Origin of the sequence: Variovorax beijingensis, assembly GCF_003951285.1 — a bacterium.
Taxonomy (GTDB): domain Bacteria; phylum Pseudomonadota; class Gammaproteobacteria; order Burkholderiales; family Burkholderiaceae_C; genus Variovorax; species Variovorax beijingensis.
This window is the reverse complement of sequence record NZ_RXFQ01000001.1, coordinates 618,577-632,824: the sequence shown is the minus strand read 5'-3', so window position 1 is coordinate 632,824 and position 14,248 is coordinate 618,577. Positions and strand designations below refer to the sequence as shown.

13 protein-coding genes are annotated in these 14,248 nt (G+C 66.5%); 8 read left to right on the top strand and 5 right to left on the bottom strand.

What is annotated here, in order from left to right; genetic code table 11:
• The first annotated feature begins 155 nt into the window (after nucleotides 1-155).
• Nucleotides 156-1,052, top strand: a complete 897-nt coding sequence (locus tag EJO66_RS03090) for a lysophospholipid acyltransferase family protein (protein ID WP_124957454.1) — start codon at nucleotides 156-158, stop codon at nucleotides 1,050-1,052.
• Nucleotides 1,049-1,933, top strand: a complete 885-nt coding sequence (locus EJO66_RS03085) for an LpxL/LpxP family acyltransferase (protein ID WP_125964584.1) — start codon at nucleotides 1,049-1,051, stop codon at nucleotides 1,931-1,933. Before EJO66_RS03090 ends, EJO66_RS03085 begins: the two co-directional genes overlap by 4 nt.
• Before the next feature lie 19 nt (nucleotides 1,934-1,952).
• On the opposite strand, the gene EJO66_RS03080 is transcribed toward EJO66_RS03085, so the two are convergent.
• Together EJO66_RS03080 and yihA are read right to left on the bottom strand one after the other, a co-directional pair.
• Nucleotides 1,953-2,864: an alpha/beta fold hydrolase gene (locus EJO66_RS03080; RefSeq protein ID WP_124957452.1), complete on the bottom strand. Its 912-nt coding sequence runs from the start codon at nucleotides 2,862-2,864 to the stop codon at nucleotides 1,953-1,955.
• A 78-nt stretch (nucleotides 2,865-2,942) separates the two neighbouring features.
• Nucleotides 2,943-3,689: a ribosome biogenesis GTP-binding protein YihA/YsxC gene (gene yihA, locus EJO66_RS03075; RefSeq protein ID WP_125964583.1), complete on the bottom strand. Its 747-nt coding sequence runs from the start codon at nucleotides 3,687-3,689 to the stop codon at nucleotides 2,943-2,945.
• A gap of 70 nt (nucleotides 3,690-3,759) precedes the next feature.
• On the opposite strand from yihA, the gene EJO66_RS03070 reads away from it, so the two are divergent.
• From EJO66_RS03070 to EJO66_RS03050, 5 genes are all read left to right on the top strand, one after another.
• Nucleotides 3,760-4,425: a c-type cytochrome gene (locus EJO66_RS03070; RefSeq protein WP_124957450.1), complete on the top strand. Its 666-nt coding sequence runs from the start codon at nucleotides 3,760-3,762 to the stop codon at nucleotides 4,423-4,425.
• Between the two features lie 116 nt (nucleotides 4,426-4,541).
• Nucleotides 4,542-6,710, top strand: coding sequence for a cytochrome c biogenesis protein ResB (locus EJO66_RS03065; protein ID WP_124957449.1), 2,169 nt, complete (start codon nucleotides 4,542-4,544; stop codon nucleotides 6,708-6,710).
• On the top strand, nucleotides 6,707-8,023 hold the full coding sequence (gene ccsB / locus EJO66_RS03060) for a c-type cytochrome biogenesis protein CcsB (RefSeq protein WP_125964581.1): 1,317 nt from the start codon (nucleotides 6,707-6,709) through the stop codon (nucleotides 8,021-8,023). The genes EJO66_RS03065 and ccsB overlap by 4 nt, the downstream gene beginning before the upstream one ends.
• A gap of 115 nt (nucleotides 8,024-8,138) precedes the next feature.
• A complete protein-coding gene (gene msrP / locus EJO66_RS03055; protein ID WP_125964580.1) occupies nucleotides 8,139-9,149 on the top strand; it encodes a protein-methionine-sulfoxide reductase catalytic subunit MsrP in 1,011 nt (336 codons plus the stop codon).
• Nucleotides 9,150-9,177: 28 nt separating this feature from the next.
• The gene (locus EJO66_RS03050) at nucleotides 9,178-9,852 is read left to right on the top strand and encodes a protein-methionine-sulfoxide reductase heme-binding subunit MsrQ (protein WP_125964578.1); all 675 of its coding nucleotides are present in this window, start codon (nucleotides 9,178-9,180) and stop codon (nucleotides 9,850-9,852) included.
• A gap of 21 nt (nucleotides 9,853-9,873) precedes the next feature.
• Here EJO66_RS03050 and lysA read toward each other — a convergent pair whose 3' ends face one another.
• Nucleotides 9,874-11,157 carry a diaminopimelate decarboxylase gene (lysA, locus tag EJO66_RS03045; protein WP_125964577.1) on the bottom strand — a complete coding sequence of 428 codons (1,284 nt, stop codon included), beginning with the start codon at nucleotides 11,155-11,157 and terminating at the stop codon, nucleotides 9,874-9,876.
• The gene (gene lptM, locus EJO66_RS03040) at nucleotides 11,154-11,399 is read right to left on the bottom strand and encodes an LPS translocon maturation chaperone LptM (RefSeq protein ID WP_399281401.1); all 246 of its coding nucleotides are present in this window, start codon (nucleotides 11,397-11,399) and stop codon (nucleotides 11,154-11,156) included. Before lptM ends, lysA begins: the two co-directional genes overlap by 4 nt.
• 36 nt (nucleotides 11,400-11,435) lie before the next feature.
• Here lptM and cyaY point away from each other — a divergent pair, with 36 nt between their 5' ends.
• Entirely contained in the window at nucleotides 11,436-11,768 is a 333-nt protein-coding gene (gene cyaY / locus EJO66_RS03035) for an iron donor protein CyaY (protein WP_124957443.1), read from the top strand.
• A 15-nt stretch (nucleotides 11,769-11,783) separates the two neighbouring features.
• On the opposite strand, the gene EJO66_RS03030 is transcribed toward cyaY, so the two are convergent.
• Entirely contained in the window at nucleotides 11,784-14,192 is a 2,409-nt protein-coding gene (locus EJO66_RS03030; RefSeq protein ID WP_164547763.1) for a penicillin-binding protein 1A, read from the bottom strand.
• Nucleotides 14,193-14,248: the final 56 nt, after the last annotated feature.

Below are 14,248 nucleotides of genomic sequence, written 5' to 3'. Positions count from 1 at the left end.
GCTTTAGCAGATGCCGATGAATCGGCGGGGCACAATCGCTTTTGCGCTTGTGTTTGTCGCCCTGCAAGTTGTTCCGTAACTCGGCGACAATTTGCATTCTATTCGAGCCGCGCCAAATCGTGCGCGCGCGTCCTGGTTTTCACTCCCTGTTGCCCATGGTCACCCTGTTCCGCCTGCTTGCCCGCGTACCGATGCCCGTGATGCATCGGCTCGGCGCGCTGCTGGGCTGGATCGTCTGGTATTGCGCGCCGGACTACCGCCGCCGCTTCAAGGCCAATGCGGAGAGCGCGGGCTTCACCTCCGAACAGTACCGCCCCGCCATCGCGGCCGCCGGCCAGATGGCTGCCGAGCTGCCCTGGCTCTGGCTGCGTCCGCAGGGCGAGAGCGTGCTGCGGCGCGTGGTGCGCTGGGAAGGCGTGGAGGCCTTCGAGGCGGCCATGCGGGAGAAGAAGGGCGTGATCCTCGTGGCGCCGCACCTGGGCAGCTGGGAGATGTGCGGCCAGGCGATCGGCGAGCGCTTTCTCGAGACCTTCGGGCCAATCACCGCGCTGTTCCGCCCCGCGCGCAAGAAATGGATGGCCGAGCTCATCGCCGCCGGCTCGCGCGACCGGCCCGGCCTGCAGACGCTGCCCACCAACAACACCGGCGTGCGCGGCCTCATCCGCACGCTGCGCAGCGGCGGCTACACCGGCATCCTGCCCGACCAGGTGCCGCCGCTGGGGCAGGGCGTGTGGGCGCCCTTTCTCGGCCGGCCGGCCTACACCATGACGCTGCTGCCGCGCCTCGCGCAGCAGACCGGTGCGGCCTGCTTCCTGAGCGTGTGCGAAAGGCTGCCGCGCGGCGCGGGCTACGTGATCCGCTTCGAGCCGATCGTGGGCACGCCGCTCACTGATCCGGCCGCGCCCATCGAGGCCGCGGCCGCCGCCATGAACGACGGCATCGGGCGCCTGATCCACAGCCTGCCGGGGCAGTACGTGTGGGACTACGCGCGCTACAAGGAGCCGCGCGGCGAAACCGCGGTGGCGGCCCAGCCCGGGGAGCAGGCACGATGAGTCTCGGCTCCCGGCTCGGCATCGCCTTCATGCGCGCGATTGCGCCGCTGCCTCTGCCATTGGTCCGCGGTTTCGGCGCGCTGCTCGGCCGCGTGCTGCACACCATCGCCTTGCCGCGCCGGCGCGTGGTCGATACCAACCTGGCGGTGTGCTTCCCCGACAAAACCGAAGCCGAACGGCGCCGCATCGCGCGCGAGACCTTCGTGTACGTGGCGCAGTCGTGGCTCGATCGCAGCTGGCTCTGGCATGCACCTGAAAAGGTGGTGGCCAGCCGGCTCAAGGTGGTCGGCGCGGCCCGGGAGATTGGCGAGATTGCCGATGGCGACGAGCCGATGATCCTGTTCGCGCCGCATTTCTATGGCCTCGACGCGGCGGCCACTGCGCTGACCATGCACACGGCCCGGCCCTCGGCCACCATCTACACGACCCAGCGCGATCCGATGGTCGACGAGTGGATTCGCGAAGGCCGCACGCGCTTCGGCAACGTGGCGGCGCTGAACCGCGTCGATGGCATCAAGCCGGTGCTCGCAGGCCTGCGCAAGGGCGGCCTCCTGTACCTGCTGCCCGACATGGACTTCGGCCGCGACCAGACGATCTTCGTGCCGTTCTACGGCGTGCAGGCGGCCACGGTACCCTCGCTCTCGCGCTTTGCGCGGCTGGGCAAGGCGAAGGTGGTGCCGGTGGTCGCGAAGCTCACGCCTGGCGGCTACGAGATCGAAGTGCGGCCGGCCTGGCAGAACTTTCCGACCGACGATGTCGAGGCCGACACGGCGCTCATGAACCAGCGGCTGCAGGGCTACATCGACACGATGCCTTCGCAGTACTACTGGGTGCACCGCCGCTTCAAGACGCGGCCCGAAGGCGCGCCGCCGATCTATTGATGGCGGCGCCGCGGCGGCTTCAGCTGCGCTGCAGGAAGGCCTCGATCTCGCGCGCGACCAGCTGCGGCTGCTCGTGCACGATCCAGTGGGTTGCGTTGGGCACCTTCTTGACCTCGAGCTTCGGCACGTAGTCCTCCAGGCCTTCGAGCAGGCCCGGCAGCAGTGCGGCATCGTCGAGCGCCCAGAAGACGAAGGTCGGCACGTCGATGGTGAGCCGCTCGCGCGGCAGCACCGGAATGCCGTCGATGGCCTGGCCCGGCAGCGGCGGTTTCATCGGCGTGACGCGATAGAGATTGCAGGCGCCCGTGAGGCCCGCATTCCATACCTCGCGGTATTGCTGCTTCACGTCTTCGGTCAGCCAGCCGAAGCCGTCGGGCCCGGCCTTCATCAGGGTGAAGAAGGGCCACATGCGCTTGAAGTCGTCGGCCGAGAGCAGGGCCTCGGCATCGGGCCGCGCGAGAAAGTTCATGTAGGCGCTGGCTTGCTGCTGTGCCGGGTTGTGGCGCAGTTCGCGTGTGAAGGTGCCGGGGTGCGGCGAATTGATGATGACCAGCCGGCCGACCTGCTGCGGAAAAGCATTGGCATAGCCCCAGCCGAAAGCGCCACCCCAGTCATGCGCGACCAAGGCGGCCATGGTGCCGTCGGCGCTTTCGGTGGCCACGAGTTGCTGAATGTCCTGGATCAGCAGGTGGGCCTTGTACGCTGCCACCTCGGTGGGTGCGCTCGACTTCTCGAAGCCGCGCAGATTGGGCGCGATGCAGCGATAGCCGCCGTGTTCAGGCTGAGCGAAATGCTCGAGCAGCTCGTCCCAGATGAACGCGGCTTCGGGAAAACCATGAAGGAACACCATCAGCGGTCGCCCGGGCGTGCCGGTTGCGCGGCAGCTCAGCGTGATTCCGTTGGGCAGGCTGCGCTGGAACGTCTCGATCATGCCTTGTCTCCTTCAACTTCCATTGCTATTGTTTTGATAGTGGATCACGCGCATGGGACGGCAACGAGCCGGGTTTCCCTAGGCGTCTTCCGGTCCCACGGGCTGTTGTTCAGCTTCTGCCTGTGCTTCCCCGGGCGGATGCGCCCAGCGCCACAGCAGCTCGGCGGCTTCGCCCACGCCCTGTTTCTTGAGGGCAGAGAACAGTTTGACCTCGCCGCCGCCGGCCTGCAGTCGCGTAATGGACAGCACCTTGGCGCCCTCGCTGCGCGTGAGCTTGTCGGCCTTGGTCAGGAGCACGAGGAACTTGAGCCCCTGCTCCACGCGCGGACGGATCACGTCGAGCAGGATCTCGTCGAGCTCGGTCAGGCCGTGGCGCGGGTCGCACATCAGCACCACGCCGCGCAGGTTCTCGCGCGTCATCAGGTAGTTGCCCATGACACGCTGCCAGCGCAGCTTGGCTTCCCTGGGAACGGCGGCATAGCCGTAGCCGGGCAGGTCGGCCAGCACGGCGTCGTCGGCTTTCTGCTTGCCGACGCCGAACAGGTTGATGTGCTGCGTGCGGCCCGGCGTCTTGGAAGCGAAGGCCAGGCGCGTCTGCTGCGTGAGCGTGTTGATCGCGGTCGATTTGCCCGCGTTCGAACGGCCGACAAAGGCGATCTCGGGCAGGTCGAGCGGGGGCAGATGCTCCAGCTGCGGGGCGCTGGTGAGGAAGTGCGCCGTATGCAGCCAGCCGAGCGCGATGCGCTCGCGCTCGGCGACAAGAGGGTCGACGGCAGGGGTCGCGCGGGAAGGGGGAGCAGCGTGCTTGCGCGACGGGGTGATCATCAATGAGCTTTCGGAACGGGCTGCCATTGTAGAATCGCGCGGTTTTGCGCCAATAAATCGAGCCCCCGATATGAAGTTGTTTGCCAATTTTCTGCTTGCAGCCCTCATGGGCGTCGCAGCCAGCGCGAGCCTTGCGGCTGACGATCCTGCCGCCGCACCGGCTGCAGCCGCCGCGGCCAAGCCGGCCAAGCCCGATCCCGCCAAGGGCGACGCGGTGTTCAATTCCGCCGCCCAGGCCTGTGCTTCCTGCCACAACGCAGACGGCAACTCGGCCATTGCGGCCAACCCCAAGCTGGCGCAGCAGCACCCCGAGTACATCCTCAAGCAGTTGCAGGACTTCAAGTCCGGCAAGCGCAAGAGCCCGATCATGCAGCCCCTGGCCGCCAAGCTGTCCGACGAGGACATGCGCAACATCGCCTGGTTCGTGGGCTCGAAGAAGGTCAAGACCGGCTTCTCCAAGGAGAAGGACCTGGTCGCGCTGGGTGAGAAGATCTACCGCGGCGGCATTGCCGATCGCCAGATCCCGGCCTGCGCCGGCTGCCACAGCCCCAACGGCGCCGGCATGCCCGCGCAATACCCGCGCCTGGGTGGCCAGCATGCCGACTACACGGTGGCACAGCTTGTTGCTTTCCGGGACAACGTGCGCCAGAACAGCGCTCCCATGACCGGCGTGGCCGCAAAGCTCAACGACCGCGAAATCAAGGCTGTTGCAGATTACATCGCCGGCCTGCGCTGACACCACGCGCTTCAGCGTGAACTAACCGCCGATAAAAAACCCAAACAGAGGGCGGGCCGATCCAGCTGGATGGCCCGCCCTTTGCTTTTTCCCTGTTCCTTTTTTCCCATCGACCGATGTCTGTCTCCACCCACGGCCTTCGCGTTCATCGCGGCCCGCAAGTGCTTCGCGCTGCGGTGGAGCTGTTTTCGTCGATGCGCTTCGCGATTGCGCTGCTCACCGTCATCTGCATTGCATCGATCATCGGCACGGTGCTCAAGCAGCACGAGTCGGTCAACAACTACATCAACCAGTTCGGGCCGTTCTGGGCCGAATTGTTCCGCGCGGCCAAGCTCGATTCGGTCTACAGCGCCTGGTGGTTCCTGCTGATCCTGCTGTTCCTGGTGATCAGCACGACGCTCTGCATTGCGCGCAACACGCCGCGCATCTTCATCGACCTGAAGACCTTCAAGGAAGGCATCCGCGCGCAGAGCCTCAAGGCCTTCGGCCAGCGCGCCGAGACCCGGCTCGACGAGGCGCCCGCCGCGGCCGCCAACCGCATCGGCCAGCTGCTGGTGAGCGGCGGATGGAAGGTCAAGCTCCAGCAGCGCGAAGCCGCGGGCGGCCATGCCGAAGCCGGCTGGATGGTGGCCGCGCGCGCGGGCGGCGCCCACAAGCTGGGCTACATCGCCGCCCACAGCGCGATCGTGCTGGTGTGCATCGGCGGCCTGCTCGATGGCGACCTGGTGGTGCGGGCCCAGACCTGGTTCAACGGCAAGAGCGTGTTCACCGGCGGCGGCATGATTGCCGACGTGCCGGCGCAGCACCGGCTGTCGCCGCGCAACCCGACCTTCCGCGGCAACATCCTGGTGCCCGAGGGCGCGCAGGGCAGCGTGGCCATCCTGCAGCAGTCCGACGGCGTGCTGCTGCAGGAGCTGCCGTTCTCGATCGAACTCAAGAAATTCATCGTCGACTACTACTCGACCGGCATGCCCAAGCTGTTCGCGAGCGAGGTGGTGCTGCACGATCGCGAGACCGGCGCCCAGGTGCCCGCGCGCATCGAGGTCAACCATCCGGCCAGCTACAAGGGCGTGGAAATCTACCAGTCGAGCTTCGACGACGGCGGCTCCAAGGTGAAGCTCAAGGCGGTGCCGATGGCGGCCGCGGCCAAGCCCTTCGAGGTCGAGGGCGTCATCGGCGGGCCGAGCACCGAAATTACCAACGGAAAGGAAAAGCTCACGCTCGAATACGCCGCGCTGCGCGTGATCAATGTCGAGAACTTTGCCGACGGCGGCGCCATGGGCAGCGGCGCCGACGTGCGCAAGGTCGACCTGCGCCACGACATCGAATCGCGCCTGGGCGCCGCCAACAAGACCAGCAAGCCGAAGGTGCTGCGCAACATCGGCCCGAGCATCGGCTACAAGCTGCGCGATGCCGCGGGGCAGGCGCGGGAGTACCAGAACTACATGGTGCCGGTCGACACCGGCGACGGGCAGCCGGTGTTCCTGCTCGGCATGCGCGAGAAGCCCGAGGAGCCGTTCCGCTACCTGCGCGTGCCGGCCGACGAACAAGGCTCCATGGACAGCTTCGTGCGCATGCGCACCGCGCTGGCCGATGCCGACACCCGCAACCGCGCGGTCGAGCGCTACATCGCCAAGGCGGTCGATCCGAAGCGGCCCGAGATGGCCGAGCAGCTGCGCGTTTCGGCGGCGCGCGCGCTCGCCCTGTTTGCCGGCAGCGAGCGCGCCAAGGCCGACGCCACCACCCTGGGTGGCTGGCAGGCGATTGCGGAATTCATGGAAGCCAACGTGCCCGAGGCCGAGCGCGAACGTGCCGGCGCGGTGCTGGTGCGCATCCTCAACGATGTGCTGTTCGAGGCGCTCAACCTGAGCCGCGAGGGCGCGGGGCTCGCGGCACTGCCGAGCGACGAGAAGTCGCAGGCCTTCCTGACCCAGGCGGTGCTGGCCATCAGCGACGCGTACTTCTATCCGGCACCGGTCGCCATGATGATGACCGACTTCACCCAGGTGCAGGCCAGCGTGTTCCAGGTGGCGCGCGCGCCCGGCAAGAACGTGGTCTATCTGGGCTGCCTGTTGCTGATCGTCGGGATTTTTGCCATGCTGTACGTGCGCGAGCGCCGGCTCTGGGTGTGGCTCACCCCCGACGGCGCGGGCTCCGGAGACAACACCACGGCCGCCACGATGGCTTTCTCGGTCAACCGCAAGACGATCGACAGCGATCGCGAGTTCGAGCACCTCAAGCACAAGCTGCTTGCCTTGAAGAAAGAAGGACCGGCGTCACCATGAACACCACCACCCTCACGCTGCACGAAAGCTGGTTTTCGCGGCGCAACCTTTTCGACTGGGTGTTTGCGGCACTGGTGCTGGCAGGCGGTCTTTTTGCGTTTGCCCGGTACGCGGGCTCGATGGACTCGTACGAGAAACCCATCCTCGCCGCCGCGATGATCTCGGTCATTGCGATCGGCTGGTTCTGGCGTCCGCTGCGGGTGCTGGCCATCGTGGTGGCCGCGGCCTCGCTGCTGGCCATCAGTTCCTACCAGGGCGACCTGGCGCGCGCGGACACGGTGTTCTGGCTCAAGTACTTCCTGTCGAGCCAGTCGGCCATTCTCTGGATGAGCGTGCTGTTTTTCATGAGCACGCTGTTCTACTGGCTCGGGTTCTTCGGCGGCAAGCAGGGCGACACCTTCGACCTGATCGGCTCCCGGCTGGCCTGGGCCGCCATTGCCATGGCGCTCATCGGCACCATGGTGCGCTGGTACGAGAGCCACCTGCTGGGGCCGGACATCGGCCACATTCCCGTCAGCAACCTGTACGAAGTGTTCGTGCTCTTTTGCTGGCTCACGACGGCCTTCTACCTCTACTTCGAATCGCGCTACGGCACGCGCACGCTCGGCGCCTTCGTGATGCTGGTGGTGAGCGCGGCGGTCGGCTTCCTGCTCTGGTACACGCTGGTGCGCAATGCGCACGAGATCCAGCCGCTGGTGCCGGCGCTGCAGAGCTGGTGGATGAAGCTGCACGTGCCCGCCAACTTCATCGGCTACGGCACCTTCGCGCTCGCGGCCATGGTGGCCTTCGCCTATCTCATCAAGGAGCAGGCGCAGGAAACGCGCTGGTACAAGCTCACGCCGATCTGGCTCCTGGGCGTGGCGCTGTGCTTCGTGCCGGTGACCTTCCGCCAGCGCGTGCAGGAGGCCGGCGGCAGCTACTGGGTGGTCTATGCGGGCATCTCCGCACTGATTGCCGCGGGCATCCTGCTCGGCCGCAGGCGCATTGCCGCTCGGCTGCCTGCCAACGAGGTGCTCGACGACGTGATGTACAAGTCGATCACGGTCGGCTTCGCCTTCTTCACCATTGCCACCGTGCTCGGCGCGCTGTGGGCGGCCGACGCCTGGGGCGGCTACTGGAGCTGGGACCCGAAGGAAACCTGGGCCCTGATCGTCTGGCTCAACTACGCGGCCTGGCTGCACATGCGGCTGGTCAAGGGCCTGCGCGGCACGGTGGCGGCCTGGTGGGCGCTGGCCGGCCTGGCGGTCACCACCTTCGCGTTCCTGGGCGTGAACATGTTCCTGAGCGGGCTGCACAGCTACGGCACGCTGTAGGCAGGGTTGCGGCTTTTCGCGAAGAATTGAGACCACGCGCAGCGATCGCGCGTAACCGGACCAGGGGATTCCACGAACTACCCTGAGTACAACGATTCACGCGAAAGGCCATCACATGTCGTTCCATTTCCGTCCGCAGGATCGCAGCAGCGGTTTCATCCACCCGCTCTCGAGCGAGGTCACGCCGCGCGCCGTCTACGAGAGCCGGCGGGATCTGCTCAAGTTGATGGCCGGCGGCGCGGCAGGTGCTGCGCTGGCGAGCTTTGCGGGGCGCGAGGCTTTCGCCCAGGCCACGGGCCCGCACAAGCTGGCGCTGCTTCCGGGCGCGAAGTCCGCCGTGCCGGGCGCGCAAACGATGGAAAAGCTCACCGACTACAAGGACGCGACGAGCTACAACAACTTCTACGAGTTCGGCACCGACAAGGGCGACCCGGTCAAGAACGCCGGCACCCTGAAGACCCGCCCATGGACCGTGGAGGTCGAGGGCCTGGTCAAGAAGCCCGGCAGGTACGGCATCGAAGACCTGCTCAAGCTCAGTGCGCAGGAAGAGCGCATCTACCGCCTGCGCTGCGTCGAGGGCTGGTCGATGGTCATTCCATGGGTGGGCTATTCGCTGGCCGAGCTCATCAAGAAGGTCGAGCCGCAGGGCAATGCGAAGTACGTGGAGTTCGTGACCCTGGCCGATCCCAAGACCATGCCCTTCGTGGGCTCGCGCGTGCTCGACTGGCCCTACACCGAAGGCCTGCGCATGGACGAGGCCATGCATCCGCTCACGCTGCTGGCTTTCGGCATGTACGGCGAGGTGCTGCCCAACCAGAACGGCGCGCCGGTGCGCATCGTGGTGCCGTGGAAGTACGGGTTCAAGTCGGCCAAGTCGATTGTCAAGATCCGCTTCGTCGAGAAGGAGCCGGGCACGGCCTGGAACAAGGCGGCGGCACAGGAATACGGCTTCTATTCGAACGTCAATCCGAATGTCGACCATCCGCGCTGGAGCCAGGCCACCGAGCGCCGCATCGGCGATGGCGGCGGGCTCTTCGCCAAGCGCCACAAGACGCTGATGTTCAACGGCTATGAAGCCCAGGTCGGCCAGCTCTATGCGGGCATGGACCTGAAGAAGAACTACTGAGCCGACGCCGCCACGCGGCCCTTGCCCCATGAACAAGCTGCTCATGCATCCGGCGGCCAAGCCGGTCATCTTCCTGCTGTGCCTGCTGCCGTTCGCGCGGCTCGCCTACGGCGCGTTCACCGGCGGGCTGGGCGCGAATCCGGCCGAGTTCCTGATCCGCGCCACCGGCGACTGGACCCTGCGCTTCATCTGCATCGTGCTGGCGGTGACGCCGCTGCGCGTGATGGCCAAGGCCAATGCGCTCGCGCGCTTTCGCCGCATGCTCGGACTGTTCGCGTATTTCTACGTGGTGCTGCACCTGCTGTGCTACAGCTGGTTCGACATGGGCTTCGAGTGGGCCGACATCGCCAAGGACATTGCCAAGCGGCCGTTCATCCTGGTGGGGTTCTCGGCCTTCGTGCTGCTGACGCCTCTGGCGGCCACCTCGTTCAACCGCGCCATCAAGGCCATGGGGGCGAAGCGCTGGCAGATGCTGCACAAGCTGGTCTATCCGATTGCCGGCCTGGGCCTGCTGCATTTCTTCTGGATGCGCGCGGGCAAGAACGACTTTGCCGAGGTGTTCGTCTATGCCGCGATCATCGTGGTGCTGCTCGGATGGCGCGTGTGGAACTATGCGAGCAAGCGCAGGCCGAAGCCGTCGGCCGGCGTGCGCGGGGGCAGCCGCAACAGCAGTGAAAAGTCGCTGCGCAGCAGCACCGGCTGACCGGCGCGAATCACACGCGGATCAGCCCTCGATCCGCTCGCTGCGCAGCTGGTCTTCCATCGTCTCGCGGCGGCGGATCAGCGTGGCGCTCTGGCCGCTCACCAGCACTTCGGCGGCACGGCCGCGCGTGTTGTAGTTGCTGGCCATGCTCATGCAGTACGCGCCGGCCGACAGCACCGCCAGCAGGTCGCCGGCCACCACGTTGAGCGCGCGGTCGCGGCCGATCCAGTCGCCGCTTTCGCAGACCGGGCCGACCACGTCGTAGGTGGGTGCGTCGCCGGCGCGGATGCGCAGCGGCACGATCTTCTGGAACGCCTGGTACATCGCGGGGCGGGGCAGGTCGTTCATTGCAGCATCGACGATGCAGAAATTCTTGTCCTCGCCCGGCTTGGTGTAGAGAACCTCGGTCACGCACACGCCCGCATTGCCGACCAGCGAACGGCCGGGTTCGATGACGAGCCTGCGCTGTCCGAAGCCGCGGGCGTCGAGCCGCGCAAGCAGCTGCTGCCAGAGCGCATCGGCCTTGGGCGGCACTTCGCCGTTGTAGTCGATGCCCAGGCCGCCGCCGAAGTCGAGGTGGTGAATGGGCACGCCGGCCGCCTCGATGGCCTCGACCAGGTCGAGCACCCGGTCGCAGGCGTCCAGGTAGGGCGAGGCCTCGGTGATCTGCGAGCCGATGTGGCAGTCGATGCCCACCACCTCGAGCCCCGGCAGCCTGGCGGCGTGGCGATAAGCCTCGACCGCGCGGTCATGGGCAATGCCGAACTTGTTGCCCTTGAGGCCGGTGGAAATGTAGGGATGCGTCTTCGGATCGACGTTCGGGTTGATGCGGATGCTGATGGGCGCTCGGCGGCCTTCGGCCAGCGCCACTTCGTTGAGCACGTCGAGCTCGGCTTCGCTCTCGACGTTGAAGCAGGCAATGCCGGCCGCCAGCGCCTGCCGCATTTCGGCGCGGGTCTTGCCCACGCCCGAGAAGATGATCTTGGCGGGATCGGCGCCCACCGCCAGCACGCGTGCCAGCTCTCCGCCCGAGACGATGTCGAAGCCGCAGCCGGCTTCGGCGAACACGCGCAGCACGCCGAGCGACGAATTCGCCTTCATCGCATAGCAGATCAGGGCGCTGCGGCCCTCGAAGCCGCGCTGGTAGGCGGCCAGCGCGTCGAGCATCCACTGCTTCGAATAGACGAACAGCGGCGTGCCATGCTCGCGGGCCAGCGCTTCCAGGCCAAGGCCTTCGACGTGGAGCGCGCCGTCGCGATGCGCAATGTGCGGATGGCCGGGCAGGGGCGGGGAGGCGTTCGTCACTTTTGCGTTCCGGTGCTGGTGGCTGGAGCCGGGGCGCTGCTGGCCGCAGCGGGCTTGGGCGCGGCCTCGGCCTCGGAGGCGGCGCGCGGGCCGCCGGGGGTCAGCAGCTGCGGCAGGGTGGCGCGCTGGGCCGCCGCCGGATCGGTCGGCAGGAACAGCGGTCCGCGCTGGCCGCAAGCAGACAAAGCGGCCGCCGCCGCGGCAAGACTGACCATGAGCACAGCGCGGGCGGGGGCGCTCACTAGAATTTGACGAACATTCAACATAACGAAATTGTAATGACCGACTCCGAATACATGGACCGCGCCGAAGCCGCACTCGCCGCCATCGAGCAGGGCTGCGACCGCATCAACGACGCGACCGACGCCGACATCGACAACCAGCGCGTGGGCGGCATGATCACGATTTCATTCAAGAATGGCAGCCAGCTGATCGTGAACCTGCAGAAGCCCCTGCAGGAGATCTGGCTTGCCGCGCGCTCTGGCGGCTATCACTACCGCTACGACGGCAAGGCCTGGGTCGACACCAAGACGGGCGAGGAATTCTTCGGCAATCTTTCCCGCGAGGCGAGCCTTCAGGCCGGGCAGCCGCTGCAGTTTGCGGCCGCCTGAACCGTCGTCAGGTCTTCAGTTCCTGAAAAGGTCGAGGATGCGATTGCGCTCCTCGGGCGGCGGGGGCGGGCTCACCGGAACGCCGCTCAGGGACTCCGCCGGCGGCGATGACGGCGTGTCCACGCCGAGGCTGGAGACGCCGCGGCCTGGTGCGTAGTCGTCGTAGTACCACTCGCCGCCCACACTCACGACGCCGGACGGCGGCGTGGCCGAAAGGTCGGTCACGGGCACACCCTTGATCGCCGTTTCCATGTAGTTGATCCAGATCGGCAGGCTCAGGCCGCCGCCGGTTTCGCGGTCGCCCAGGTTGCGCGGCGTGTCGTAGCCGATCCAGGAAATGGCCGTCATCGTGGGCTGGAAGCCGGCGAACCAGGCATCGAGCGAGTCGTTGGTGGTGCCGGTCTTGCCGTAGAGGTCGGGCCGCTTGAGCATGGCCTGGGCCTTGGCCGCGGTGCCGGCGCGCGCCACCGATTGCAGCAGCGTGTCCATGATGAAGGCGTTGCGCTGGGGAATGGCGCGGATCGTTTCGTTGAGCAGCGGCGGCTGCTTGTCGACCAGCACCCTGTCCTTGTGGTCGGTGATGCGGGTCACCAGGTAGGGATTGACGCGGTAGCCGCCATTGGCGAACACCGAATAGGCGGTGGCCATCTGCATCGGCGTGACCGCGCCGGCGCCCAGCGCCATCGGCAGGTAGGCCGGGTGCTTGTCCTTGTCGAAGCCGAAATTGGTGATCCATTCCTGGGCGTAGCGCGTGCCGATCGATTGCAGGATGCGGATCGAGACCAGGTTCTTCGACTTCATGAGCGCGGTGCGCATCGACATCGGGCCGTCGTAGCCCCCGCCGTAGTTCTTGGGCTCCCAGGGCTGGCCACCGGTGGTGCCGGCATCGAAGAACAGGGGCCCGTCGTTGATGACCGTGGCCGGCGTGAAGCCCTTCTCGAGCGCGGCCGAGTAGATGAAGGGCTTGAAGCTCGAGCCCGGCTGGCGCCAGGCCTGCGTCACGTGGTTGAACTTGTTCTTGCCGAAGTCGAATCCGCCCACCAGCGCCTTGATGGCGCCGTCGCGCGGGTCCATGGCGACGAAGGCGCCCTCCACTTCGGGCAGCTGGGTGATTTCCCAGGTGTTCTTGGGCGTCTTCACCACGCGGATCACCGCGCCGCGCCGGATCTTGATGTTGGGCGGTGCCTTGTCGGAAAGGCCGGACTGCGCGGGCTTGAGGCCCTCGCCCGTGATTTGTACCGGGTCGCCATTGCCGCGCACGGCCGAGATTTCCTTGGCGTTGGCCTTGAGCACCACCGCCGCCATCACGTCGCCGTTGTCGGGATGGTCGGTCAGGGCGTCGTCCACCGCATCGTCGAGTTCCTTCGGGTCGTTGGGCAATTCGACGAATTTCTCGGGGCCGCGGTAGATCTGGCGCCGCTCGTAATCCATGATGCCCTTGCGCAGGGCCTTGTATGCCGCAGCCTGGTCGGCGGCCACCAGCGAGGTGTACACCTTGAGACCGCGCGTGTAGGTGCTGTCGCCATACTGCGCATACATCAGCTGGCGCACGGTTTCGGCCACGTATTCGGCGTGCAGCCGGTTCGGGTCGGCCGCATCGCGCAGGTGCAATTCCTCTTTCTTGGCTTCGGCGGCCTGCTCGGCGGTGATGAAGCCTGCGTCCTGCATGCGGTCGATCACATAGAACTGGCGACCGCGCGCCCGCTGCGGATTGTTGACCGGGTTGTTGGCGCCCGGCGCCTTCGGCAGGCCCGCCAGCATGGCTGCCTGCGCAATGGAGAGCTCCTGCAGCGGCTTGCCGAAATACGCTTCCGATGCGGCCGCGAAGCCGTAGGCGCGGTTGCCGAGGTAGATCTGGTTCAGGTAGATCTCGAAGATCTGGTCCTTGGTGAGCAGGTGCTCCAGCTTGAAGGTGAGCAGCACCTCGTAGATCTTGCGGGTCAGCGTTTTCTCGGAGCTCAGGTAGACGTTGCGCGCCACCTGCATCGTGATGGTCGACGCGCCCTGGCTCTTCACGCGGTTCATGTTGGCCAGGCCGGCGCGCACCATCCCCTTGTAGTCGACGCCGCCGTGGTCGTAGAAGCGGGTGTCTTCGGCAGCCAACACCGCCTCCTTCACGAGCTTGGGGATTGCCGCGATCGGGGTTAGATTGCGACGCTCTTCGCCGAATTCGCCAATCAGGATGCCTTCCGCGGAAAAGACCCGCAGCGGCAGTTTCGGCCGGTAGTCCGACAGCTCGGAGATGTCGGGAAGGTTGGGGTAGGCAACGGCCAGGGCGACGGCGATCACGCACAGCAACGCCAGAACACCGGCCGCGGCGATGCCGAACCCCCAGACCATGAAGCGCAGCAGCCATTTCAGCCAGGCTGGTCGTGTGGAAGGAGGGGTCTTGGCTGGCCCTTTGGGGCGTGAAGTTTCTTGCATGTGGGCCCGGGGAGTCACCGCACATTATAAAAAGCCGCCCCCTTGCCTCGGGCCGA

What these genes read in the sequence shown, in the direction of transcription:
- EJO66_RS03090 (WP_124957454.1), top strand. Translation starts at nt 156, where the DNA reads ATGGTCACCCTGTTCCGCCTGCTTGCCCGCGTACCGATGCCCGTGATG.
- EJO66_RS03085 (WP_125964584.1), top strand. Translation starts at nt 1,049, where the DNA reads ATGAGTCTCGGCTCCCGGCTCGGCATCGCCTTCATGCGCGCGATTGCG.
- EJO66_RS03080 (WP_124957452.1), bottom strand. Translation starts at nt 2,864, where the DNA reads ATGATCGAGACGTTCCAGCGCAGCCTGCCCAACGGAATCACGCTGAGC.
- yihA (WP_125964583.1), bottom strand. Translation starts at nt 3,689, where the DNA reads ATGATCACCCCGTCGCGCAAGCACGCTGCTCCCCCTTCCCGCGCGACC.
- EJO66_RS03070 (WP_124957450.1), top strand. Translation starts at nt 3,760, where the DNA reads ATGAAGTTGTTTGCCAATTTTCTGCTTGCAGCCCTCATGGGCGTCGCA.
- EJO66_RS03065 (WP_124957449.1), top strand. Translation starts at nt 4,542, where the DNA reads ATGTCTGTCTCCACCCACGGCCTTCGCGTTCATCGCGGCCCGCAAGTG.
- ccsB (WP_125964581.1), top strand. Translation starts at nt 6,707, where the DNA reads ATGAACACCACCACCCTCACGCTGCACGAAAGCTGGTTTTCGCGGCGC.
- msrP (WP_125964580.1), top strand. Translation starts at nt 8,139, where the DNA reads ATGTCGTTCCATTTCCGTCCGCAGGATCGCAGCAGCGGTTTCATCCAC.
- EJO66_RS03050 (WP_125964578.1), top strand. Translation starts at nt 9,178, where the DNA reads ATGAACAAGCTGCTCATGCATCCGGCGGCCAAGCCGGTCATCTTCCTG.
- cyaY (WP_124957443.1), top strand. Translation starts at nt 11,436, where the DNA reads ATGACCGACTCCGAATACATGGACCGCGCCGAAGCCGCACTCGCCGCC.
- EJO66_RS03030 (WP_164547763.1), bottom strand. Translation starts at nt 14,192, where the DNA reads ATGCAAGAAACTTCACGCCCCAAAGGGCCAGCCAAGACCCCTCCTTCC.